The sequence below is a fragment of the Acinetobacter sp. ANC_7553 genome (assembly GCF_056779895.1).
Genome location: NZ_JBWYIV010000009.1, coordinates 107,551 through 130,676 on the forward strand (window position 1 = coordinate 107,551; position 23,126 = coordinate 130,676).

Annotated in this window: 26 protein-coding genes; 8 read left to right on the plus strand and 18 right to left on the minus strand. The window is 38.6% G+C overall.

Features of this window, described 5'->3' with window-relative positions; translation table 11 throughout:
* Positions 1-161: 161 nt before the first annotated feature.
* From dcd to apbC, 4 genes are all read right to left on the minus strand, one after another.
* The gene (dcd, locus tag AC1M9I_RS08820) at positions 162-731 is read right to left on the minus strand and encodes a dCTP deaminase (protein WP_004694514.1); all 570 of its coding nucleotides are present in this window, start codon (positions 729-731) and stop codon (positions 162-164) included.
* A gap of 114 nt (positions 732-845) precedes the next feature.
* Positions 846-1,439 (minus strand): LysE family translocator, encoded by a 594-nt coding sequence (locus AC1M9I_RS08825; protein WP_035269555.1) that lies wholly within the window; start codon positions 1,437-1,439, stop codon positions 846-848.
* A gap of 272 nt (positions 1,440-1,711) precedes the next feature.
* Positions 1,712-1,867, minus strand: a complete 156-nt coding sequence (locus tag AC1M9I_RS08830) for a hypothetical protein (protein WP_481593621.1) — start codon at positions 1,865-1,867, stop codon at positions 1,712-1,714.
* Positions 1,868-2,010: 143 nt separating this feature from the next.
* Positions 2,011-3,294: an iron-sulfur cluster carrier protein ApbC gene (gene apbC / locus AC1M9I_RS08835; protein WP_481594998.1), complete on the minus strand. Its 1,284-nt coding sequence runs from the start codon at positions 3,292-3,294 to the stop codon at positions 2,011-2,013.
* A 385-nt stretch (positions 3,295-3,679) separates the two neighbouring features.
* Here apbC and AC1M9I_RS08840 point away from each other — a divergent pair, with 385 nt between their 5' ends.
* Entirely contained in the window at positions 3,680-3,949 is a 270-nt protein-coding gene (locus AC1M9I_RS08840) for a hypothetical protein (RefSeq protein ID WP_051586621.1), read from the plus strand.
* Between the two features lie 40 nt (positions 3,950-3,989).
* Here AC1M9I_RS08840 and AC1M9I_RS08845 read toward each other — a convergent pair whose 3' ends face one another.
* Positions 3,990-4,340 carry a hypothetical protein gene (locus tag AC1M9I_RS08845; protein WP_092766966.1) on the minus strand — a complete coding sequence of 117 codons (351 nt, stop codon included), beginning with the start codon at positions 4,338-4,340 and terminating at the stop codon, positions 3,990-3,992.
* A gap of 149 nt (positions 4,341-4,489) precedes the next feature.
* Entirely contained in the window at positions 4,490-5,296 is an 807-nt protein-coding gene (locus AC1M9I_RS08850; protein ID WP_481593623.1) for a hypothetical protein, read from the minus strand.
* 184 nt (positions 5,297-5,480) lie between these two features.
* Between AC1M9I_RS08850 and metG the strand changes: the two genes are divergently transcribed.
* On the plus strand, positions 5,481-7,538 hold the full coding sequence (gene metG, locus AC1M9I_RS08855; protein WP_481593624.1) for a methionine--tRNA ligase: 2,058 nt from the start codon (positions 5,481-5,483) through the stop codon (positions 7,536-7,538).
* A gap of 61 nt (positions 7,539-7,599) precedes the next feature.
* On the opposite strand, the gene AC1M9I_RS08860 is transcribed toward metG, so the two are convergent.
* Both AC1M9I_RS08860 and AC1M9I_RS08865 read right to left on the minus strand, forming a co-directional pair.
* Complete coding sequence (locus AC1M9I_RS08860; RefSeq protein ID WP_481610942.1) at positions 7,600-8,385, minus strand: hypothetical protein; 786 nt, start codon at positions 8,383-8,385, stop codon at positions 7,600-7,602.
* Positions 8,382-8,630 (minus strand): hypothetical protein, encoded by a 249-nt coding sequence (locus AC1M9I_RS08865; RefSeq protein WP_481610943.1) that lies wholly within the window; start codon positions 8,628-8,630, stop codon positions 8,382-8,384. The genes AC1M9I_RS08860 and AC1M9I_RS08865 overlap by 4 nt, the downstream gene beginning before the upstream one ends.
* A 68-nt stretch (positions 8,631-8,698) precedes the next feature.
* Here AC1M9I_RS08865 and AC1M9I_RS08870 point away from each other — a divergent pair, with 68 nt between their 5' ends.
* Complete coding sequence (locus AC1M9I_RS08870; protein WP_481593626.1) at positions 8,699-9,670, plus strand: MBL fold metallo-hydrolase; 972 nt, start codon at positions 8,699-8,701, stop codon at positions 9,668-9,670.
* A gap of 75 nt (positions 9,671-9,745) precedes the next feature.
* Complete coding sequence (locus tag AC1M9I_RS08875; protein ID WP_035267298.1) at positions 9,746-10,102, plus strand: hypothetical protein; 357 nt, start codon at positions 9,746-9,748, stop codon at positions 10,100-10,102.
* Positions 10,103-10,163: 61 nt separating this feature from the next.
* Here the strand turns inward: AC1M9I_RS08875 and AC1M9I_RS08880 are convergent, their stop codons facing one another.
* From AC1M9I_RS08880 to AC1M9I_RS08890, 3 genes are all read right to left on the minus strand, one after another.
* A complete protein-coding gene (locus AC1M9I_RS08880; protein ID WP_481593627.1) occupies positions 10,164-11,282 on the minus strand; it encodes a DUF6670 family protein in 1,119 nt (372 codons plus the stop codon).
* 133 nt (positions 11,283-11,415) lie between these two features.
* A complete protein-coding gene (locus AC1M9I_RS08885) occupies positions 11,416-12,039 on the minus strand; it encodes a LysE family translocator (RefSeq protein WP_481593628.1) in 624 nt (207 codons plus the stop codon).
* A 188-nt stretch (positions 12,040-12,227) separates the two neighbouring features.
* Entirely contained in the window at positions 12,228-12,422 is a 195-nt protein-coding gene (locus AC1M9I_RS08890) for an NF038215 family lipoprotein (protein WP_481593629.1), read from the minus strand.
* Between the two features lie 144 nt (positions 12,423-12,566).
* Between AC1M9I_RS08890 and AC1M9I_RS08895 the strand changes: the two genes are divergently transcribed.
* Positions 12,567-13,427: a 1-aminocyclopropane-1-carboxylate deaminase/D-cysteine desulfhydrase gene (locus AC1M9I_RS08895; RefSeq protein WP_481593630.1), complete on the plus strand. Its 861-nt coding sequence runs from the start codon at positions 12,567-12,569 to the stop codon at positions 13,425-13,427.
* Positions 13,428-13,529: 102 nt separating this feature from the next.
* Positions 13,530-14,729: a BaiN/RdsA family NAD(P)/FAD-dependent oxidoreductase gene (locus AC1M9I_RS08900; protein ID WP_092766957.1), complete on the plus strand. Its 1,200-nt coding sequence runs from the start codon at positions 13,530-13,532 to the stop codon at positions 14,727-14,729.
* 118 nt (positions 14,730-14,847) lie between these two features.
* On the opposite strand, the gene AC1M9I_RS08905 is transcribed toward AC1M9I_RS08900, so the two are convergent.
* From AC1M9I_RS08905 to AC1M9I_RS08915, 3 genes are all read right to left on the minus strand, one after another.
* The gene (locus AC1M9I_RS08905) at positions 14,848-15,057 is read right to left on the minus strand and encodes a hypothetical protein (RefSeq protein WP_092766956.1); all 210 of its coding nucleotides are present in this window, start codon (positions 15,055-15,057) and stop codon (positions 14,848-14,850) included.
* A gap of 66 nt (positions 15,058-15,123) precedes the next feature.
* Entirely contained in the window at positions 15,124-16,803 is a 1,680-nt protein-coding gene (locus AC1M9I_RS08910; RefSeq protein ID WP_481593631.1) for a mechanosensitive ion channel, read from the minus strand.
* Positions 16,804-17,004: 201 nt separating this feature from the next.
* Positions 17,005-17,256, minus strand: a complete 252-nt coding sequence (locus tag AC1M9I_RS08915) for a hypothetical protein (RefSeq protein WP_092766954.1) — start codon at positions 17,254-17,256, stop codon at positions 17,005-17,007.
* Between the two features lie 158 nt (positions 17,257-17,414).
* On the opposite strand from AC1M9I_RS08915, the gene AC1M9I_RS08920 reads away from it, so the two are divergent.
* Positions 17,415-17,837, plus strand: a complete 423-nt coding sequence (locus AC1M9I_RS08920) for a hypothetical protein (RefSeq protein WP_035267287.1) — start codon at positions 17,415-17,417, stop codon at positions 17,835-17,837.
* 102 nt (positions 17,838-17,939) lie between these two features.
* Here AC1M9I_RS08920 and AC1M9I_RS08925 read toward each other — a convergent pair whose 3' ends face one another.
* Positions 17,940-18,701 (minus strand): ferredoxin--NADP reductase, encoded by a 762-nt coding sequence (locus AC1M9I_RS08925; RefSeq protein ID WP_035267285.1) that lies wholly within the window; start codon positions 18,699-18,701, stop codon positions 17,940-17,942.
* 84 nt (positions 18,702-18,785) lie between these two features.
* Between AC1M9I_RS08925 and gigC the strand changes: the two genes are divergently transcribed.
* Positions 18,786-19,664: a LysR family transcriptional regulator GigC gene (gene gigC, locus AC1M9I_RS08930; RefSeq protein ID WP_481593632.1), complete on the plus strand. Its 879-nt coding sequence runs from the start codon at positions 18,786-18,788 to the stop codon at positions 19,662-19,664.
* 29 nt (positions 19,665-19,693) lie between these two features.
* Here gigC and AC1M9I_RS08935 read toward each other — a convergent pair whose 3' ends face one another.
* The 3 genes from AC1M9I_RS08935 to nuoN form a co-directional block, all read right to left on the minus strand.
* The gene (locus tag AC1M9I_RS08935; RefSeq protein WP_481610944.1) at positions 19,694-20,683 is read right to left on the minus strand and encodes a hypothetical protein; all 990 of its coding nucleotides are present in this window, start codon (positions 20,681-20,683) and stop codon (positions 19,694-19,696) included.
* Between the two features lie 117 nt (positions 20,684-20,800).
* Positions 20,801-21,436: a uracil phosphoribosyltransferase gene (upp, locus tag AC1M9I_RS08940; protein WP_035267277.1), complete on the minus strand. Its 636-nt coding sequence runs from the start codon at positions 21,434-21,436 to the stop codon at positions 20,801-20,803.
* Between the two features lie 132 nt (positions 21,437-21,568).
* Positions 21,569-23,125, minus strand: a complete 1,557-nt coding sequence (gene nuoN, locus AC1M9I_RS08945) for an NADH-quinone oxidoreductase subunit NuoN (RefSeq protein ID WP_481589068.1) — start codon at positions 23,123-23,125, stop codon at positions 21,569-21,571.
* Position 23,126 lies beyond the last annotated feature (1 nt).

Genomic DNA, 23,126 nt, shown 5'->3' on the forward strand with positions numbered 1-23,126 from the left:
TACATCACAGTTTATAGTATATAAATGAAGTGGAATTTGCAAAAAATTGCGATTGGGTTGGCATTTTTTCCGATAAATGAATAAATTCAATTTTTCAAATACTTATAAAAAAAGCAAACTCATTGAGTTTGCTTTTTGCATGAAGTCTTACAATTCAATACTTATGTTTTAGGTAAAGTTACACCTGTTTGACCTTGATATTTTCCACCACGATCTTTATAAGATGTTTCGCACACTTCATCAGACTCAAAAAACAACATTTGAGCAACACCTTCACCAGCATAAATACGTGCAGGTAAATTGGTTGTATTTGAAAATTCCAAGGTCACATGACCTTCCCACTCTGGCTCAAGTGGCGTCACGTTTACAATAATACCGCAACGTGCATAGGTTGATTTACCTAAACACACCGTCAAAACATTACGTGGGATACGGAAGTATTCTACTGTACGAGCAAGTGCAAATGAGTTAGGTGGAATAATACACACGTCAGCTTCGATATCTATAAAACTTTTATCATCGAAATTTTTTGGGTCAACAATAGCAGAGTGAACGTTTGTGAACACTTTGAACTCACGCGCACAACGAACATCATAACCATAGCTTGAAACGCCATATGAAATGAGTTTTTGACCATTTTCGTCTAAACGAACTTGGTTTTCTGCATACGGTTCAATCATGCCGTGTTTTTCGCTCATTTCGCGAATCCAACGATCAGACTTAATAGCCATTTATTTATTCCCAGAATACATATTCAATTACTGCGCTGTACTTTAACTGAAAACCCCGTCAATGGAAATAACCCACGATTTGTATTCCTGTTCAGTCTGCTGCGGTGAATCATCTTAAAGACTTAACAATGCCGAATAACTCATTGGAATTGAGAAACTCATCAGGACTAAGGATGCTGTTTTTTGCATATTGGACTGGTTTAACCATTTAATTTTATTATTGGCTAACAGCGACCCAATGAGTGTCCAAATAAAAGCGATGGGTAGGATCAATAAAATAAACATCAACATGTGCGCAATATAATAATCTACACTCACCCAAACAATTGCAGGGAAAATAGCCGAGGCAAAAAGCAAAGCTTTAGGATTGAGTAAAGTTGCACAGAATAATTCAGAAGCTTTGATGGTGGGCTGATTCAACTGATGTTCTACGTTGGCAGTGCGCCATAATTTGATGGCCAGATAGATAATATAGAATGAACTAAATAATTTTAATATCACTGGCAAAATTGGCAAATGAGTGGTGACACGACCAATTAAAAATCCCCATGCAGTGATGGCAATAAGATAGCCTAATGCTTCCGCGGGTATTAAGCGAAATGACTTTTTAATACCTACCTGTATGCCTGAAGATGCAAGTAAAGTATTGGTTGGTCCGGGTGTGAATAAAATCGTGGTAACCAACGCAATAAAGAGCCATGAAATCATAGGATGACCTCGCTGATAATGCGCTCAGATTAATCAAGATTATTTCAATTGGCAAAATATTATTTGTGTGAAAATTTCTCAAGAATGAAACACAATTTTTTTTGTAATATTTTTCATCAGGTTAGTTTGTCATTTAAATTATAACTCTGAAGTCACACAATGTAATCGAAACGAAAAACATGATGTACTCTTGCAAAAATGCTTATAGCACGTTCTTCATCGATGAAATTCAGCATCACAGTCCATTCACGCTGTGATGCTGAGTTCAAGCATTAATTTGACTGTTGTTCAGCTTCTTGAACCAGAATATTTAAAGATTTCTTTTGGAATTCTTCAGGATAATCAACATAAGGAATGATGGCAGCAGAAGCTGTCGTTGACAGAATGAGAGAAATCATAACCATCTTCATTGCAGTGATTGAACGCATTTCTATACCCATATAACGTGAAATTTCACAAAATATTTTAGGTAGAAAAATTAGAGTAAATAATCCTAAAACGACGAACGGTCAACAAAAAAACCTGCCTAAGTCAGACTTAGACAGGTTTAACATTGAGTCTTTTCAAATACTTAGAAAATCCGACTTTTATCTTTTTCAGCTTTAGGCAATGCAGCTGCAATCTTCTGTGCAATTTCAATATAACTTTCTGCTGCATCGCCACCAATCAATACAGATGGTTTACCTTCATCGGCATGCTCTCGGATTTTCACATTCAATGGTAAACGTCCAAGTAATGGAATATCGTATTGTTCCGATAACTTATCGCCACCACCAGTACCAAAGATTTGCTCTTCATGGCCACAGTTTGAACAAATATGTGTCGACATATTTTCCACCACGCCCATCACAGGAATTTGAACACGGTTAAACAATTCAATACCTTTGGTCGCATCCATCAGTGCCACGTTTTGCGGTGTCGTCACGATCACTGCACCAGTCACTGGAATACGTTGTGCCAGAGTTAATTGAATATCCCCTGTTCCTGGTGGCATGTCGATCATTAATACATCAAGATCAGGCCAAAGGGTTTGGTTGAACAGTTGCATCAATGCGCCTGTTGCTTTTGGACCACGCCAAGCCACAGGAGTATTGTGATCTCCTGTCAGATGACCAATCGACAACACCGCCATACCAAAAGCATCCAACGGTACAAAATGTTCTGCCTCGATCATTGGGGTTTTACCGGCATTACCAAGCATCGTTGGGATACTTGGACCATAGATATCTGCATCCAATACACCTACTTTCAGCCCGAGCTTTTGTAATGCCAAAGCTAAATTGACCGTAGTGGTTGATTTGCCTACACCACCCTTACCTGACGAAACTAAAATCACGTTCTGGATACGTGGATGCTTAGGTACATCACGTTGCTGTGGTGCAGCTTTTTGAATCGGTGCTTCTTCTTGTTGAGGTTGGTAATTCGCATTCGCTTGTTTTACCGCATCCTGGCTTGCAGATGCATCTACAACAGGAGGCAGATTAGATTTTGGGGCCTCAGCTTTTTTACTTGAACAGCTTTCACCTGCTGCATGGTTGTGCCCACAGCCACCTTGTTGTTGAGCATGACTTCCAGTTTTCTGCTGAATGACATGCATATTCAGCTCTTTAATCCCACACTTTTCCAAAGCATCAGCCAGTTCATCGTGAATTTGCTGTAACTGATCTTTTTCACTTGGCACGGTATTAATGGTAATTTGAAGTACATCACCTTCAACATTGACCTGTGTGATTCGATCTTTCAAAAAATTGTCAGAATTCGGCAAAACGTAGTGTTGTAATACGTGTTGTACAGCCTCTTCATTCACCTCCTTTGAGGGTGAAAAAACAGATTTGAGTGAAGAAAGCCACGACATACCGTACTCCAAGTCTGGACAGAAACTGATAAAGAAATAGTTTAACGAGAAATATCAACAAGGTTAAGCAACAATATATTGATCCCCGTTTGAATAGAAATATGTTAGTCGAATTCCAACTAAATTAGTCAGCTTTTTTATTATTTTTATTGGCGTATCTCGATTGATGTCATTGATACAGGCTATAAACTTGATTTCACTGTTAAACGCCTTGATTCATGTTGCAAGTGATTCATGCTTTCAACAAATACCAACACAATAGCGAATTTTTAACATTAAAATTGAAAAGAATATAAAACCAAGATAACGCTACGATATGTCTTTAAAACAAATAAATCTGAAACTTAAATTAAAAACACGCTCAATAACTGCCCTAATGAGCACAATGCTCCTTCTACCAATTTTAGGCTATGCCGCCAATGAATCCCGAAGTTTTCGTACTCCTTCAGGACAAATCATCAGCTTAGGTGACTCTTATGCAAAATTAAGCTCACACATGAAGCAGACGCCGACTTCAACACAACATTATGAATGGAAAGAAGGAAAAAATCGTTTTACGGCTTATAGCTATACCTACGAATTTCATGATCTGATTTACACCTTTACTGTGGTGAATAATGAAATTAGAAAAATCGAATGGATTAGAAAAAATTAAAAAAAAAGCTCATCTGATGATGAGCTTTTTTGTGATCAATTTACTTTTTCAGTTGATCAATTTTTTCTGATGCTTTTGCTTTAAGATCCGCAAATTTTTCACTCGCTTGATCTTTCAGGTCATGTAATTTATCTGCTGCTTGCTCTTTCAAATCTACCGCTTTATGTTTTAAATCATCTAAAGTTGAATGCGCTTCAGAAGAATTTTGCTGCGTGTCATGTTTAAGATCATTCAGTTTTTTTTCACCTTCAAGCTTGGCTTCTGCTGCACCATGCTTCACTTGATCCAATGCTTTCTCGCCTTTCAGCTCAGCTTCCTTCGCCTTCAATTTCAGATCATCACCGAGTTCTGAAGCTTTGTTTTTTAAGTCATCAATTTTATTATTCGACATCTTCAATCCTCTTTATCGCTTTGATAGTGAATCTTAGTTATATCGAAGATTTGCAGTGCTCATCGTAAATGTTTCGAATCACTACAATTTCTCACATGATGATGTAGAACAACACTACGCTGTAACTTTTTGAGTTGAAAATGATGAATTTAGGAGCGAATACTCGACATAAAGTTCAATGCAGAAAACAACCAAATAAATAAAATAAAGCTTCGTGCTTGTGTGAAATGCTCGACATCCGTGCCATGCAAAATGTTATGACGTGTCGCGGTTACATTCGAGCTTGAATCCATTTTATAAGCCGCGAGTTCTGCAAAGTATGGATTAAGCTCAATGGCAATCTTAGATTTATGCCAAAGGCTCTTAATTTCATTGCCTTTCAAACCCGGTACAATTTTATAAACATCGACTAACTTGGTGACATTTTGCTTTAAGAAACCTTGTTGAATCAGCACATCTGTCAGTAAACCTTCAAGTTGGGCATAAAGTAATGGTACACAACCTGCATAACAGCCGAGTTTATACATTTTAAAAGCTTCGATAATCACAGAACGACGCAAGGCTTTATTCTGCTCATCGATCTGCATAGCATCGAAAGCGGTCAACACATCTTTTTGAAAAGCTTCAGTGTTAATAACATCAAGTAAGTTAAAACTTTGCACATCTTCATAAGCATGAATTTGTTGCCAAAAGTGCATCAGATTTAACGCATCATTGGCAACTTTCGAACCGACAGGTTGATCCAACTGATCGGCAAGCACATTAAAATATTCATCTTGCTGGGCAAGTTCACGTAAATGATTGACTAAAAGTGTATGTTCGCCTTGTGAGATTTGATCAAGATAATCCTGTGCCTGATTAAGAATTTGCTTACCCAGAGTTGGTAAGCCCTGCACATTCGATTTGATGCGTTTTACAGGTTGCTCATCTTCATAATCATCAAAATCGTCATACATGGTCAAACACTCAGGTGAATAGCAGGATGTCTATTATCCCTGATAAGTCTGTAACAAAGTAGCCTTTCCGCGTGCTCTAACTTTGTTAATAAATAAGAATTCATCAAAAGGCTTATGCAAGTCTCGCCTATCTCATGTAAAATTATCGCCCATTGCATAAAATACGAATGAGAGAGTCAGATCCGTGCGTAATATCTTAGTCACTAACGCCCTTCCATACGCCAATGGCCCGATCCATATGGGTCACTTACTCGGTTATATCCAAGCAGATATTTGGGTACGTGCGATGCGTGCAATGGGTCATAACGTGACTTATGTCTGCGCGGACGATGCTCACGGCACAGCAATTATGCTACGTGCTGAAGCCAACGGTATTACTCCAGAACAACAAATTGCCAATGTACAAAAAGAACATGAGCGTGACTTTGCCGGCTTCAAGGTTGATTTCGATCATTACGATTCAACCAACAGCGCTGAAAACCAAGCTCGCGCTTCTGAGATTTATATTAAGAACCGTGAAGCAGGCAATATTGCGGTGCGCCCTGTAACGCAATTGTTTGACCCTGAAAAAGGCATGTTCTTGTCTGACCGTTTTATTAAAGGCACCTGCCCGAAATGTAAAGCGGAAGATCAATACGGTGACTCATGCGAAGTTTGCGGTACAACGTATAACGCAACAGAATTGTTAAATCCAAAATCGACTTTAAGCGGTGCGACTCCTGTTGAGAAATCTTCAGATCACTACTTCTTTAAACTACCGAACTTTGGTGAATACCTACAAAAATGGACACGTGACGAAGGTCGTTTACCTGTGTCGATTGCCAACAAATTAGATGAATGGTTTGAAGCAGGTTTGTCGGATTGGGATATTTCTCGTGATGCGCCATATTTTGGTTTTGAAATTCCTGATGCACCAAACAAATATTTTTATGTTTGGGTCGATGCGCCAATCGGCTATATGTCGAGCTTTGAAAATTACATCAAAACTAAACGTCCTGATTTAAGCTTTGATGATTACTGGAAAAAAGATTCTCAAAATGAGGTGTATCACTTCATTGGTAAAGACATCGTGTATTTCCACGCATTGTTCTGGCCTGCAATGCTTGAAGGTGCCAACTACCGTACACCGACAAGCCTATTCGTAAACGGTTTCTTGACTGTAAATGGTCAGAAGATGTCTAAATCTCGTGGTACGTTCATTAAAGCGGAAACGTATTTAGAGCATTTAAACCCTGAATATTTACGTTACTACTTTGCGTCTAAACTTTCTGACAAAGTTGAAGATTCTGACTTGAACCTTGATGATTTCGTTCAAAAAGTGAATTCTGACCTTGTTGGTAAAGTGGTGAACATCGCAAGTCGTTGTGCGAAATTCATTAACACGAAATTTGACAATAAATTGTCTGCGACTTGTGCAGAGCCTGAGTTGGTTCAAAGCTTTATTGATGCTGGTGATTCAATTGCTCAGGCTTATGAAGCTCGTGAGTTCTCAACTGCGATTCGTGAAATCATGGCGCTTGCAGATAAAGCCAACCAATACATCGATGAGAAAAAGCCTTGGGCTTTAGCGAAGATTGAAGGTGAAGAACAACAAGTTCATGATGTGTGTTCAGTGGGTATTAACCTATTCCGTCAATTGGCGGTGTACCTTGCGCCTGTATTGCCAACATTGGCAGAACAAGTTCAAGCGTTCTTACAGCTTGACAGCTTCAACTTTGAATCGCGTCAGCAAATCTTGGTTGCACATGAAATTGCATTGTTCCAACCATTGATGCAACGTGTTGATCCGAAAGCGGTTGCTGCCATGGTGGATGCATCTAAAGATTCTTTAGCTGCCCCTGCTGAAGCACCAAAAGCTGAGAAGAAAAAAGAGAAAGCCAAAGAGAAGAAAGCTGAGCCGAAAGTGGGTGAAGCTGAAATTATCGGTATCGAAGACTTTATGAAAGTTGACCTACGTGTAGCGGAAGTTCTTGAAGCCGCAACGGTTGAAGGTTCAGACAAGCTTTTACAACTGACTTTAAATGTTGGTGAAGCTGAACCACGTAATGTGTTTAGCGGTATTCGTGAGTTCTACAAGCCTGAAGACTTAAAAGGCAAATTGGTGGTGATGGTGGCAAACCTTGCACCACGTAAGATGCGTTTTGGTATTTCAAACGGTATGGTACTCGCTGCGGGTAATGGCGACGGTGTTTGGGTGATTTCACCTGAATCTGGTGCTAAACCGGGTGATAAAGTGTCTTAATTTTTAGATTAAGATAAGAAAAAAGCCTCTACTGATGTAGGGGCTTTTATGTATTAGTATTTTATGGTACTAATTTTTTTACTACGTCTAATAAAGCCGAGTTGGATTTTAAAATTTCTGTATTTAATTTAGTTTGATCTTCAAATGAAGAGTTACTTCCCTTGGGGTTATCTACAATGCTCTGTCCAAAATATTTTTTTGCTAAATCGGCTTTAATTTCATTTTGCTTATCTTCGGGAAGATTTAATAGATACTCAGGTAATGCCTCTAATTCCATATACGTTTGATGTGCTTGTTCTGCTATTTGTCGATAAAAGCCAATTTGTTTAAAACAATAAGTAAATAAAGTAGCTATTACAGCTATTATTGTTAGTTTAGTAGTAATAGCATTACTGACTGATAAATCATCAAAGAATTTGTATGCAAATAGCTGACAAATAACTAAGATTACAGATAACACAATTAGCATCATGATATAAAGTTCATAAACTTCTACAGTTCGTTTATATTTTTCATATTTATCTCTATAAATAAATTTTGTTTTTTTAGATGCGGCTTCATTTTTATATAGTTCTAAATCTCGGATTAAATTTTCGCTTCTTTCGTAATTATCTTTTAATTTTGGCTCTAGCACATTAGATATTTTTTTATTAATAAGTTCTATTGATATAGTACTCAAGTTGCTTAAATTTATGAGATCACTATATATAAATAATATGTTTTGATCTATTTTAAAGAGATATGGAATTTCTCCTCCGCTTTTTTTCCAATCTTTAAACTCCTCGGGAATATAAATAGCAAAACTACGGAAACAATTATTTAATCTATGAGTGGCATTTGAACTCATAGAGAAAAAAAATTCTTAGAGTCCTCGCTTAGAGAGCTGATATTTTTTCTTAAAAAATCATCTTTTTCTTGTATTATTTTAAAATTTTCTTTAATTCTTTTACCAGTCTCCTCATGGCTAACAGGTATGTCATATTCATAATGTTTACTGAAAATTTCACCAATTTCAGTATTACTTTTGGTATCTAGATAACCATTAATACGCTGTATATTGCTACTAATCTGTTCTATATTTAATTGATTCATATTTTTTTATGAAATAGAAAATTAATTAAATTATATTTTATTAATTTTTAAATTTATAGGTGATCTGAATGAAAAATCTAAAACCAATCCTCCTTACAATAAGCCTTTTAACAGCATCATTTACACAAGCAGTGATTCCTGCATCATCACCCGCAGCCAAACCCCAAGTGGCAGGCTATTATCATTACGACTTTTATGGTCATCAGATCACTGCTTTATTAGATGGAACAAACTACCTCAATCCATCTATGTTTAAAGGCTTAAATGACAGTGAAAAAACTGAGATTCTTAAAAAATACGCAGCGATCAATGACAAAGGCATCCAAACCTCAGTCAATGCATTTTTGATTAATACAGGCAATCAGCTTTTAATGGTCGATAGCGGTGCGGCAAGCTGCTTTGGTACACATTTAGGCTCAATCTATAACAACCTCAAAGCATCAGGTTATCAGCCTACACAAGTGAATGGCATTTTCCTGACCCACTTACACCCTGACCATGTCTGTGGTATTTCAAACAATGGCGTGGCGAATTATCCAAATGCGATATTGCATATTTCAAAAACCGAATATGACTATTGGCTGAGTCCAAACACCGTAAAAAAACTGCCAAAAGATAAGCAAGCAGGCTTTTTAGGAACAGTTGAAAAAATCAAAGCAGCACTTGCGCCATATGAAAAAGCTAAAAAGATTAAAGTCTTTTCAGACAAATCTTTACGCTTCGGCGATGTCGAATTTAAACCATCCTTTGGTCATACCCCAGGACATTACAGTTTTAAACTGAAAGCTGATGGACAAGAAGTGGTGTTTATTGGTGACATCGTACATTCACATACCTTGCAGTTCGACAAACCTGAAACCGCGATTGAGTTCGATATCGATCCACAAACAGCAATCCAAACACGTTTAAAACATTTTGCTGAATATGCCAAAGAAGGTCAGCTTATTGCAGCACCACATTTACCATTCCCGGGGCTTGGGCACATTTATTCCAAAGATGGACAAAGCTATCAGTGGGTGCCAGTTCACTTTAAAGATTAAACTAAAGTCACGTAATGGTTGAAATTTCAAGTATTTTTATTTAAAGTTCCCTCGCTTAAAAACGGGGGTAAACTAATGAAAAAATTATTAATTTCAATTATCGCAGCAACTTCAGTATTGGCGACAGGCTGTTCAGTTCGTATGGCTGATATGACAGTTGCTTCAACTAAAAACTATAATCTCAACTCTAATCAGTTCGTGAAAGGTGAACGTGTAACAGGTGAAGATAAGGTCCCAGTTGTCTTGTTCCCTTTAGGGGTTCCAAACTTTAAAACTGCTGTAGATCGTGCTATTGAAAAAAACCGTTGCGCTGTGGCTCTTTCTGATGTGGTGATCACTCAATTGAATCAAGCATTCATTGTTGGTCAAATTGGTTATCGTGTAGAAGGTACACAAGTAATTGACCGTTCACAGCCTGAATGTAAGAAATAAGATTTTAAAAAAGCCTCTAATACGTTTAGAGGCTTTTTTATGGGCATATTTAAATCAAAAATTAGGTGTCTAAATTTACGTTCTGTCTTCGGTCGATATATTCAACATAACCTCGCCCCTTACGTTCAGTTCCATTCAGCAAACCACTCCACTGATAAGAACTCACATAACCTGCAGCTAAACCATAACAATATTCCGTATCTGCCACCGCAAGAATATCTAACACTTTCTCACCTTGATGATGTGCAATCCATCTGAAAGACTGAGGCACCTCCATTTCAAAACCGTCAGGTGTTATTTTCGGATCAGGCTTTAATGCGATCACTTGAAAAGCAACCTCACCATCATATTGAATAGAAGTACCATCAATATGGCGATAAGACACCGCGGTATAAGTAGGTTCACCTGCAAAACCGATATAGGCCAAGACCAATTGTGACTCATCATCTATGTTGATGACTTGATAACTAAAACTGTCTAAAGGCACCAATCCTGTGGTCGGTTTATTGGGAGTCGGCAACATTGAGCTTGAGACTGCTTTCCAATGTTCCAGTGTACATAACCCTTTAACTTCAACACGTTTTCCATGTTGGGTCAAATGACCGTCATATTGCATCAATACACTAAAGTGCTGATATAACATGCTATGTGCAAACCACGTAATGGCAGGCGTCGGGGTTAACCAAATATCAACTTGCAGATCATCACGTTCAGATACTAGATGATAACTCCCTTCAATTTCAGCAAGGAAAGATTCTCGACCAAACTCAACCTTAAATGGCTTTTGATGGAATACAATTTCGTCTTGAATATTATAAATGCGAAAGGCTTCTTCATCTGTCGATAAGGCTGTTCCATGAACCAAAGTAGCGGTATTTTCAGGACTAAGACCAGAAATCGACTTGGGTAAATGCGTTATCTTCGCACCAACATCACCAATGACAGAAGCATAGGACAGATATCGAAAAGGCTCAGGCAAATCTGGAATCATAACTCCATAATGCGTACTCGCGAATTGACGATGAAAAACATGCGCGTCTAAATTATATTCGCGTGGTAAAAGTGCTTGTTCTTCTGGCTCTACTGCACCCAAAAGGTTTTTGGCCATTTGACCCAATTGATAGTAGAACTTTTGTTGTAGACTTTTATTTTTTGAATGACTACTGAGGAGAGAATACATAACAAACTCACAAACAATGAGAGATGTTTACACCCTAAACAACCTCTCCTCAGTTCTTTATAGCTGATCAGGACTGGCAAATGTGAATTCAGGTCAGATCATAAAAATTGTTAGACAAGATTAAAAATGTGATCTACTTCACACCAAAAATCAACTTCAATCCGAGCACAGACATCACAATGCCCGCACCACGATCAAATACTTTCTTAAATTTTAAATACACCGCACGCGGTTTTTCCGCTGATAATGCAACCGCCACCAACGAGCACCAACCAGCATCGATAAAAAAGCACAGCATTGGTAACACAAAGTAAAAATACAACGGAATCTCTTTGGGTAATAAAGCTGTGAAAATACTGGCAAGTACAATCGCAATTTTAGGATTCGACAATTGAGTAATTAAGCCTGTGGTAAATGCACGTCGTAAACTCATCGGATGCAATGCAGAATGATCAGCTTCGATTGGATCTTTGGCATGTTTAATAATTTTATAAGCCAAAAACAATAAATATAATCCACCGCAGATTTTCAAAGCCAAATATGCTGAAGGCACTGCAACTAAGAATGCCTGTAAGCCTAATACTGCCAATAAACCAAAAATCGCAGCACCGAGACCAGTTCCCAGTGCAGTAAATAAACCATGTTTACGCGAAATAGCGATTGAATTTTTAGCGACATAGATTGAAGTCGGCCCCGGACTCATTGCGCCCAGTAAAAGTGCTGCTGCAATCGAACCTAAAATCCAAATTGATTCCACATTAATTCCATAGTAGATGATTGATTTATCGCGTTATTCTACTTGGAAGCCTTATGAATATTTCCCTAATTATTTGAGTGATTTTTTTAAATATTAAAATTATTCACTATTTATTTCATTATTTTTAGCGAATTAATTTACTGTATAAATTAAATACAATTGATTTTATAAAAAATATCCAAGTCATGCTAATCATCATCTGACAGTGCTTCATTATATGCAGTTTCATGTGGAGACAGACGATAGTCCCTTTCCTGTACAGGTACGCCAGCAATAACCATACTTCGAGCTTCTGTTTTAGGTTTGTTTAGAAAATCCTGCTCACAGCCTAAGGCCGTTAAAACGAACAAACCCAATAATAAAATGGATAGAGATTGCTTCATGCCACCCTCCCAAAATTCCGTTTTCTTTCAGATTAGCACTTCTGATTATTTTTTAAACATATTTTTTCACTGTTTTTCAATTTCTCCGAGTAAGAGCTAAGATTCGAAATCCGCTATACTCTTAAAAAACCAAATGCTCGCACTATGTTTGATACGATTGCCCAACAGGTTCAAGATCAGGAAATTTCTTTAAATGGTTTAAACATCACAGTTCGCCGTTTAGACCAAATTCATCCACATATCTCTGGAAATAAGTTTTATAAACTGAAATACAATTTTATTGAGGCAAAACGTCAAGGCTTTCAAAATGTAATGACCTTTGGTGGGGCTTATTCAAATCATATTGCCGCCACAGCGTTTGCTGCGCATCAATTTGGCTTTCAGTCTATTGGGATCATTCGTGGTGAGGAACTCAAAAACTCAGCCCGCAATCACACCCTCGCCACCGCAGAACGTTTTGGTATGGCGCTGCATTTTATCTCACGAGAAGCATATCGACACAAAAATGATCCTGAGTTTTTAGCTCACTTAGCGCAACGCTTTCCTGAAAGCTATTTAATTCCAGAAGGTGGCACCAACTCGCTTGCCATTCAGGGCACTCAAGAAATTTTAAAAGATGCTGATCAGACCTTTGACTTCATTTGTTGTGCTGTCGGAACAGGCGGTACGATTTCAGGATTGATTGAGCGCAGTTTAAACCGTCAAAGAATTATTGGATTTTCTGCATTAAAAGGCAATTTTCTGAATGATGAAGTAAAACTACTGACGGGTAAAAACAACTGGCATATCACTGATGATTATTGCTTCGGAGGCTATGCCAAAACCCGACCTGAACTGATTCAATTTATTGAAAAGTTTGAATATGAATACCGTATTCCACTTGAACAAGTCTATACCGGAAAAATGATGTTTGGCATTCATGATCTTATACAACAAAACTATTTCCCCAAAAACGCTAAAGTTTTAGTCATTCATTCGGGCGGGCTTCAAGGTCGAACGATTTAGTTGATCTTGCTTCTGCTTCTGTTCGCTTGAATTAATCCGATAATGCTCAGTTCATCGTAATTTACCGTTATAATTGCGCTGTTTCGTTTTTTGATTATTTTCATGTCTTCCAAGCAATACGATGTTTTAGTAATAGGTGCGGGTGCATCTGGTTTAATGACCGCATATATGGCTGCTCAACGTGGGCGTCGTGTCGTGGTGGTTGAAAAAGCCAATAAAGTGGGGAAAAAAATTCTCATGTCAGGTGGAGGTAAATGTAACTTTACCAATCTGTATGTTGAGCCTGACAACTATATTTCTCATAACCCGCATTTTGTTATCTCAGCACTCACCCGTTATACCAATTGGGATTTCATTGGCTTGGTCTGCGAATATGGCATTGAATACGAAGAACGTAAACACGGTCAGCTCTTTACCCTTAACGGCGCGAAAGAAATCTTAGCCATGTTACTTGCTGAGTGTGACAAAACTGGTCTAGTCGACATCAAAACCAGTTGCGAGGTGAAAGCCGTCAACGCCCTTGAGGAGCACGGTTTTCAGGTGGCAACCAATTTAGGTTTTTTTGAAGTTGAATCTGTCGTGGTCGCATCTGGTGGTCTCTCAATTCCGACGCTTGGTGGCTCAGGCATTGGCTATGAGATTGCTAAACAATTTGGACACTATGTTTATCCAACTCGTGCAGGTCTAGTCCCCTTTACTTTTTCTGATGGTTTCAAAGAAGTGACGACACGACTTAGTGGCAATGCTGTTGAAGTGACATTAAGCAATCATCTCAATAGCTTTACTGAAGCACTCTTGTTTACGCACCGTGGTTTAAGTGGTCCAAGTTCTTTACAGCTCTCAAACTATTGGGATGTGGGTCAAAGTTTTAAAGTCGACTTTTTACCAAGTATCGATCTCTTGAATTTTTTTAAAACTAAAAAACAAAATCAACCTAAAGTGTTACTTCGCACCTTACTCGCTGAACACTTACCGAAGAGTGTCGTAGTTGAATTACAACAGTTGATTTGGATGGATCAAGCTGAAATATCAATCGGGAATATCAGTGATGAGAAGCTAGAGGCGATTGCCCAGCGCCTTCACGCATTTGAAGTTAAACCTTCTGGGACTGAAGGTTACCGTACGGCTGAGGTGACTTTAGGTGGAGTTGATACCACTGAAGTTTCCTCAAAAACAATGGAAAGTAAAAAGCAAAAAGGGCTTTTCTTCGTCGGAGAAATACTCGATGTAACGGGCCATTTAGGTGGATTTAACTTTCAATGGGCTTGGTCATCTGCACATGCTGCATCTGAGTATGTCTAATTAACAACAAGTATTGTTCATTTTGTAATTAAAGGGGCATCCTTCGCCCTCTTTGACTATCATCCCTATTGATCAATCGAATGCTTCATTATTCATTTATCTTTTCTAAAAGCAGAATTTATGAGGGTCTTTGGGCATTGGTATCAGTTGAATCAAGCATTTGTGTGGTTGGATCTGTTACTGCATCATCAATAGATGGTGTATTGAGTCTGTTGTTTTCAGTAGCTTTTGAATTTGCAAAAACAAAGCGGTAAGCGCTTGCTAAAAAACCCACGGTGATACCTGCAATCACTATTGGGGCGAATAATTTATTAAATTTCTTACTCATAATTTTTACTCTTTTTCATGAGGATCAGCCAAACCATGCTGACTGATCCCGACACAAATTTACATGTTATTTAAGGTCATTTTTAGGCTGTGTATTTTGATCTGACTCTCCTGTAGATCCATAAGGATTATTCAATGGTTGAGTTGGCGCTTCTACATCAATTTGCGTTGGTGGAATATCTTCATCTTGATATTCTTCCGCAACAGTTGAAGCATCCATTTGCTCAGTAAGTGGTGGCGTGACTTGTTCAGGCTGATTTGGTCTTGGCTTATTCGCGTCAGATTTCGCTTTATCGATTAAGTCAGTCAACAATCGCTCTGCAGGTTGGCGACCACCTAGACCAAATGCAAGTGCAAAAGCGACAGCAACCGCTCCAAGTGTTAATCCAAAGGCTAAATTTACGATCGAGTCAGCGATTCCCATTGCACGCAAGCCCATTGCCACAACTAAACCAATGATCAGTACTCGGACAAGATTCGCTAACCAATGTGCGCTATTGGTCTCACCACGTTTCACCACATTGGCAACTAGATTTGCTAGCCAGAAACCAATGACGAGGATAACTGCACCTAAAAGTACATTCGCTCCGAAATAAATGAACATCGCAATCAAATCACTAATTTGATCGAAGCCCAAACGATTCGCAGCTTCAGACACCGCAAAGAGCATGGTGAAGAATACAATCAAATGACCGACAACTTTTGATATTTTGGTTTGACCCAAAAATCGTTGCATATCGAGCTTTTGAGGAATGTTATCAACACCTGTCCCAGCGATCACTTCAACCACAAGATTAGATACGAAACGTGAGACCACATAAGCAATGATCAGGATTAAACCTGCTGCGATGATATGTGGAATTGCATTCATGATTTCATACAACATAGCCGTTGCTGGTTGTGAAATCGCGTCTACACCCAAAGCCTCAAACGCAATAATCAGTGAAGTAATGATGACTAAGGCAAATACAAATGATCCTAATAGCTTAGGCAGATTAGAATTTTTAAAAACTCCGACTTTTTCAGCTTGCTGTTGGACATTCAAACTTGAAAGTAGCCCTTCGACAATACCGCGTACAATTTTTGCCAAAATGTAACCAACAAATAAAATCACACCTGCCATAAAGATATTCGGCAAGTAGGCAACGGCTTCAGTCACCATATTCTGAACTGGATATAACAAACCATTTAAGCCCAAAATAGACAGCACGATCGGTAAGAACAGCAATAAAATGAGCCAATAAACAATTTCACTGATATTTTGGCTAAATGAGCTCACACCAACGTCTTGACTGAGCTTTTCATCCAATTGTGTACGACTGAGTAGTCGAGTTAATCCAACTTTGACCAAATTGGCTACGATCCATCCAATAAAACCAACTGCTACTGCAGCCAATAATTGTGGGATAAATAGTAAGAATTGTTGAACCATATTACTAAAAGGACCACTCACACTGGTCAGGTTTAAAACGTTGAGTGAACCGATAACAGCAATAATGAGGATCAGCCAGAAAACGACTCTGGAGATGATATTTTCTATATTTGAGCGATGTCCTGTCGCGCTACTTAATTTTTGATTGGTATTTAATTTTGCAAGTACCTTCTTAACCCCTGCGGCAACGATTAAAGCGATGATCCATCCTATGAGTAAAATGGCCACTGCAGCAATAATTGGTTGGAATTGCTCCCAATAATACATTGCATCAAAGCCCCCAGTTCGAGTGAAGTCGTTATATTCATCATTCATTGGTTACGCCTCTTCTTATGTTAAGTGTTCTGAATTACGATTGATTTAATTCTTTTCCCTAGATCATTTTTCGATCGCGTCATCACACCATAAATTTCGAATATTTTTTAATCAACTCAAAGCATCATAAATACAACACATTGTTGCAAATCAAGAAAAAACCCAGCCGAAGCTGGGTTTAAACGTGAAAAGTGTAGTGGTTTATTGATCGTTTGCGACCGCAGTAACGGTATTATCCACTGCTGAATCTGTTGCCGTTGCTGTATCTGCATTATCTTGAGTTGCAGGAATAGTCGTATCAGCAGGAATTTGACCTGGTGTTGGATCACGATCAGCGAGCATATAGAAAATGAAGGCTGCTAAAAAAATACCAACGATAATCAGAATATACACTGGGATCTTACTTTTCTTCTTTTGATCATTATGGGTCGGATGATTGGATTGATCTACCATGATGCCCCTCTTATGTATTTTGATGATTTTTTATACTAGCAATCTATCATGTTGTTTTGTGTGAAAAAACATTATCAATTCGTACCGATCAAAGCACATGAGCTGTGATGCAAAATAGAGTATAATATGCACCCTCCTCATTTTTATTGTCGATCTGTATGACCTATCGCCGACAAAGTGTCTCTTTAGATTTAGACACAGATGTCACTCATGCCTGTTCTTTGCATCATACCCGTGATGGGCATTTGATTGGAATTATTGAGTTTACGAAACCAAGCTATGTGCTGAAGTGGGGTGACTTAGAGTATTTCCGCCGTCGCACTGAAGAATTTTCGGTGATGCCCTTTCCTGAATGTGTCAACGGCATGATCATCGACATTCGTAACATCGCTTGCTTCTTAGATAATGAAGTGCCCATTATTCCTTGGCGTTTACTCGAGGAAGAATGCCCAATTCGTTTAGTGGTTCCACACGATCGTTTGGAACATTATGCAGGTTTATTTGAACCGACTTGGCTCACGAGCGATGTCGATACTGCGATTCAAGAGATTCGTCAATTTATGGATATGTTTGTCCATTAAGTATGTCGCATAGTATTCCTATGTAATTTAGAAAAAAACCTCCGAGATGGAGGTTTTTTTGTGCCTCAATTCCCTCTCCTCGTAGGATAGGATGATTTGGACTTACCAATAGTTCTCTACCGCAATATTTCCTTCACCACGACGATTCATGGTCAGGCCACGTGCTTTCAGAGCCTCTTTTGTATCTTCAACCATTTGGGGATTCCCACACAGCATGATATGTGACGTTTGCGGATTAAAATCGACACCTACGGTTTTCTCTAACGCTCTATTTTCGATTAATACTGGCAATCGATCATGCAATGGCGCATTTGGATCACGTGTAATAATTGGCACAAATTTAAATCCTGTATGACCTTCACCAAAGGTATCCGCGACTTCCTGAATTCGGTCTACGTAAGCCAATTCGCTTGCTGTCCTCACACTGTAAACCAAATGAATATTTTTATATTTTTGCCATACTTCAAAGTCTTGCAACATAGAAATAAATGGTGCGAGCCCCGTGCCTGTCGCCAATAACCACAGGTCATTTGGCATAGGTAATTGGTAACGTGCTAAAGTCAAAAATCCATAAGGAATCTTTTCCAAATAAAGTTCATCGCCGACTTTGAGATGTTGTAAATTTGATGTAAAAGCACCATCTGGTACAACAATTGAAAAGAATTCTAAGGTTTCATCAAAAGGCGATGAAACGACAGAATACGCACGTACCACTAAATCATCGCCAACTTTCAAACCAATACGCGCGAACTGCCCTGCGGTAAATTTAAAATGTGCGGGACGCGTCATGGTAAAGCTAAATAAAGTGTTGGTCCAACGATGTACAGAAAGGACTTTTTCTACGCTAAATTTTTCAATTGACATAATTTCTACGTGGCATGACAGACTGCGCTCATGGTAGCATGACAATATAATTTATTAATATTTTTTCACATTAAGGCTTCATTCATGCGCATGACATTACGCCAACTGGCTGTTTTCGTAGCTGTCGCTCAAGAGGGTACGGTAACTAAAGCAAGTGATGCTGTACGACTCACACAAAGTGCTGCAAGTATGGCGTTAGCAGATCTTGAAGATGGTCTCGGTGCACCATTATTTGATCGCTTAGGAAAACGATTACAACTGAATGACTTGGGTCGTTTTTTACTTCCACAGGCGCTTGAAATTTTAGGTCGATGTGAATCATTTGAACAAGCGGCAAAAGGCGAGCTTCAAAGTATTGATCTCCGTATTGGGGCGACTTTGACCATTAGCGATTATTTGATGCCTGATTTAATGGCTGATTTTCTTCAATTACAACCACAAGCACATTTGCAACTTCAAGTGGGCAATACGCGTCAAATGATTGAAGCTGTTAATCAGTTCCAACTTGATTTAGCACTTATCGAAGGTTCATGTCACTTACCTCAATTACAATCGATCCACTGGCGTGATGATGAGCTTGCTGTGTGTTGCTCACCAGATCATCCCTTGGCGAAATTAGACCGCCCTCTGACCATTGAAGACTTTAAACAGGCTGAATGGATTTTACGTGAAGAAGGTTCAGGGACTCGTGAAGTCTTTGACAACGCAATCCTGCAAGACTTACCGAATGCCAATATTCGTTTAACTTTGGGTCATAATGAAGCTATTTTGAAAATTGTTGCTGGTGGTTTAGGCATGTCATGTATTTCAAAATTAGCCATTGAACCATTAAGAGAAAAACAGCAACTGGTGATTTTAGAAACGCCGTTCTGGCAACTCACACGTCCTTTATTTATGTTAGTACACCGTCAAAAATATCAAGGACCTGGTTTAAAAGCCTTTATGAAATTCTGTAATGCTTAATAAAAAAAAGCTCCTCATAGGAGCTTTTTTTATTTCTCAGCTTCTTTCTTTTGTTCTTTGATAATATGTTCTTGTTCTACCGCATAAATTTTTGCTTTTGCATCTTGCTCTTCTCTGTATTGCTCATATTTTTGAAATCCCCAAACACCCAGATTAATGAACACTAAAATAGGGACAATACTTGCAAATATCCATGGATTAAATTGCTTGTTTGGATCTTTTATCTTCTTGGCTTTTTTCTTGGATTTTTTATCAGTTCCGAATTCATCAACACGCGAACTCGTGATGAATTTTTGCGCATTAAACTTTAATTGAAAATGCGTTTTGACATCAGGGACTTCTTTACGTACAACTTTTGGTGGGCGCCCTTTTGCATGGGTTGGCTCGGGTAAATGATCATCTACGTTCTCTTCAGGCGCACTCTCATTCAAAGGTTGAACTTTCGTGAGTGGTACGACAGCTGACTCATCTAAGACTGGCACACGGCGACTTGGCTTTGATTCGAGCATTTCTTTAATTTGCTCTTCCTCAAGAGGTTCACCTAAGGAAATTTTAGTTGCTGGATCTGAAACTTGATCTGCAAGATGTTCCGAGCTAGAACCATCTAGCACGATTGATTCTTTGCTCAACGTATTGAAATTTAGTTCAAAATCTTGGATTTGTTTTGGTGAGTCCAGCGTATTTCCCTGATCTGCAAGGCGCTTTTCGATCAGCTCATCTAGCTCTTGTTCAAACTTCTGAGACTTACCTTCTAAATCTTCGTGCGCACGATAAAAAAGTTGATTCAAGGGTTGCTCGACCCGTGCATGTTTATTGTCTAACCGCACGATAAATTTTGCATGACGTTGGTCGTCTTTATCGACCACGATACATTTCACACGCTCACCAATTTGAGGCGTGATACTGGAATTTGCCATGTCATTCAATACGAAATGTACATCAAAATCATGATCATTGATTTTGATAATTCCTGCTTTCAATGCAGGGTCGTACGAATGTAAAACACCCCTGTAAAACATGTTATTTCCCCAGCATAAAAAAGATTGATTCTTAGTAATTAGTTTTTTAAATTTATCGATGAATCAAAATCTTAATAAAAAAGGAGGCCTTAGCCTCCTCTATAATTTAATCAAATTTTAATCTTTTTGTACAGAACCAAAAATTTTATCGCCAGCATCTCCAAGACCCGGAACGATATAACCATTCTCGTTTAAACCGTTGTCTACAGCTGCGGTAAAAATGACAACATCAGGGTGTGCTTCTTCCACACGTTTAATGCCTTCTGGTGCTGCAACCAAAACCATCACTCGGATATCTTTACAACCACTCGCTTTAAGGACATCAATAGCAGCAACCAATGATGAACCAGTCGCAAGCATTGGATCAATAATCATCGCTATACGGTTTTGTACGTCAGGTACCAATTTCTTATAGTATGTACGTGCTTCTAATGTTTCCTCATCACGCTCTAAACCAAGAACAGAAACTTTTGCACTTGGAATAAGATTTAAGAAACCATCAAGCATACCAATGCCAGCACGTAAAATTGGTACAACAGTAATTTTTTTACCTGCAATACGCTGTGTTGTCACCGGGCCATTCCAGCCATTAATTTCGTGATCTACAACAGGTAAATCTTTGGTTGCTTCGTAAGTCAGTAACATTGTGACTTCTTGCGCTAACTCACGGAAGTTCTTCGTGCTGATATCTGCACGGCGTAATAAACCTAATTTATGACGAATGAGCGGATGACGAATTTCTTGGATTGGCACGGGAGAACACCTGAAGTATAAATGTAAATTCTGTCTATTATAAATGTTTTTAATATAAGAAATAAGAAAAGCCCTCAATGAATGAGGGCTTTTTTTGTTAACAACAATAGTTTTTTTAGATTAATCGATCAACTATTGAAGAACGATATGTAATGGCGCGATCAATTGTGCTTGATTTGCCATCGCAATGACTGGATCTGGATATACACCGATTACAAGCACTGCAAGCGCAGCAAGCAATACCATAATACCACCCACTTTTTGACCCCAATGTTTATCAGCATCAATACGTGGTGTGTCTGGTGGCGTCATATACATGACGATCATGACACGTAGGTAATAGTATAGACCAATACCAGAACCCACAATGATCATCGCAGCGAAGAACCAATGTGCTTCAGACACAACTGTCATGATCAGCATGAATTTACCGATGAAGCCTGCAGTTAACGGAATACCTGCAAGAGATAGCATCATCACAGTCAGTGTTGCCGTCAATACTGGACGACGCCAGAATAGACCACGGTAGTCTGCAAGTGATTCTGCTTCGTCATTGTTGTTGTATGGGCTAGACATCAACGCTACAGCACCAAACGCACCAATCGTCGTTAATACATACGTTAATACATATAAACTTACTGACGTTAAGCTTAAGAAAGATGTCGTAACAACAGCAAGGAATAAGTAACCAAAATGCGCAATTGACGAGTATGCCAAAATACGTTTTAAGTTCACTTGTTTCACTGCAAGCATGTTACCAATCAAGATTGATAACACTGCAATGACGATCAAAATCGTTTTGATCGATTCGATACCAATTACACCTGAAGACAGTAAGTAACGTACGAATAAACCAATCATTGCAACTTTAGCTACAGTAGCAAGGAATGTTGCAATTGGTGCTGGAGCACCTGCATACACATCTGGCGTCCATTTATGGAATGGCGCTAAAGACAATTTAAATGCAACAGCTGCGATGATTAAACCAAGACCTAAGATTCCAAATACAGTGGTAAGTTTCTCACCAAATTGAGGAATATAAGATTGCAGCGCCATCATCAATTGAGGATCTTGAGACTTAGTTAACGCCCAGAACATATCATCCACTTGACCCGCAAATGATAATGAACCTAGAACTGAGTAAACATAAGCCATACCCATCAACAACATTGCAGAAGCAGTTGCTGAAAGTACAAGATATTTAATACCCGCTTCGAGTGACTTACCGCGTTGGTAGGTATAAGCAATCAGACCGTACACTGGAATCGACATTAACTCTAAGCTAATGAAGAATGATGCAAAGTGTGAACTTGTTACCATTAACATTGCCCCTGAAACAGAGATCAACATTAATAGATAAAGTTCTTCACGATTATCTTTATAGGTTTCGATATATGCATGTGACAGTGTGCAACAAGCCAATGCAGCAATCAAAATAATCACTTGATAGAACAGACCAAAAGCATCAACCATAAATAGGTTCATGACATTTGGTGAGATCTGAGAACCTGTAAACAACGTGAATAGAATATTCAACAATGCAAGGTTAAGACCGATAACAGATACTGTCGCAATCAAATTATGATTACGTTTGATTGCAGTCAAAATCATTACGATGATTGCTGTTAAAGCAACAATCATCACAGGAGCTAATGGCATTAGCTCAGAAAATGATAGTGTGAAGTTCATG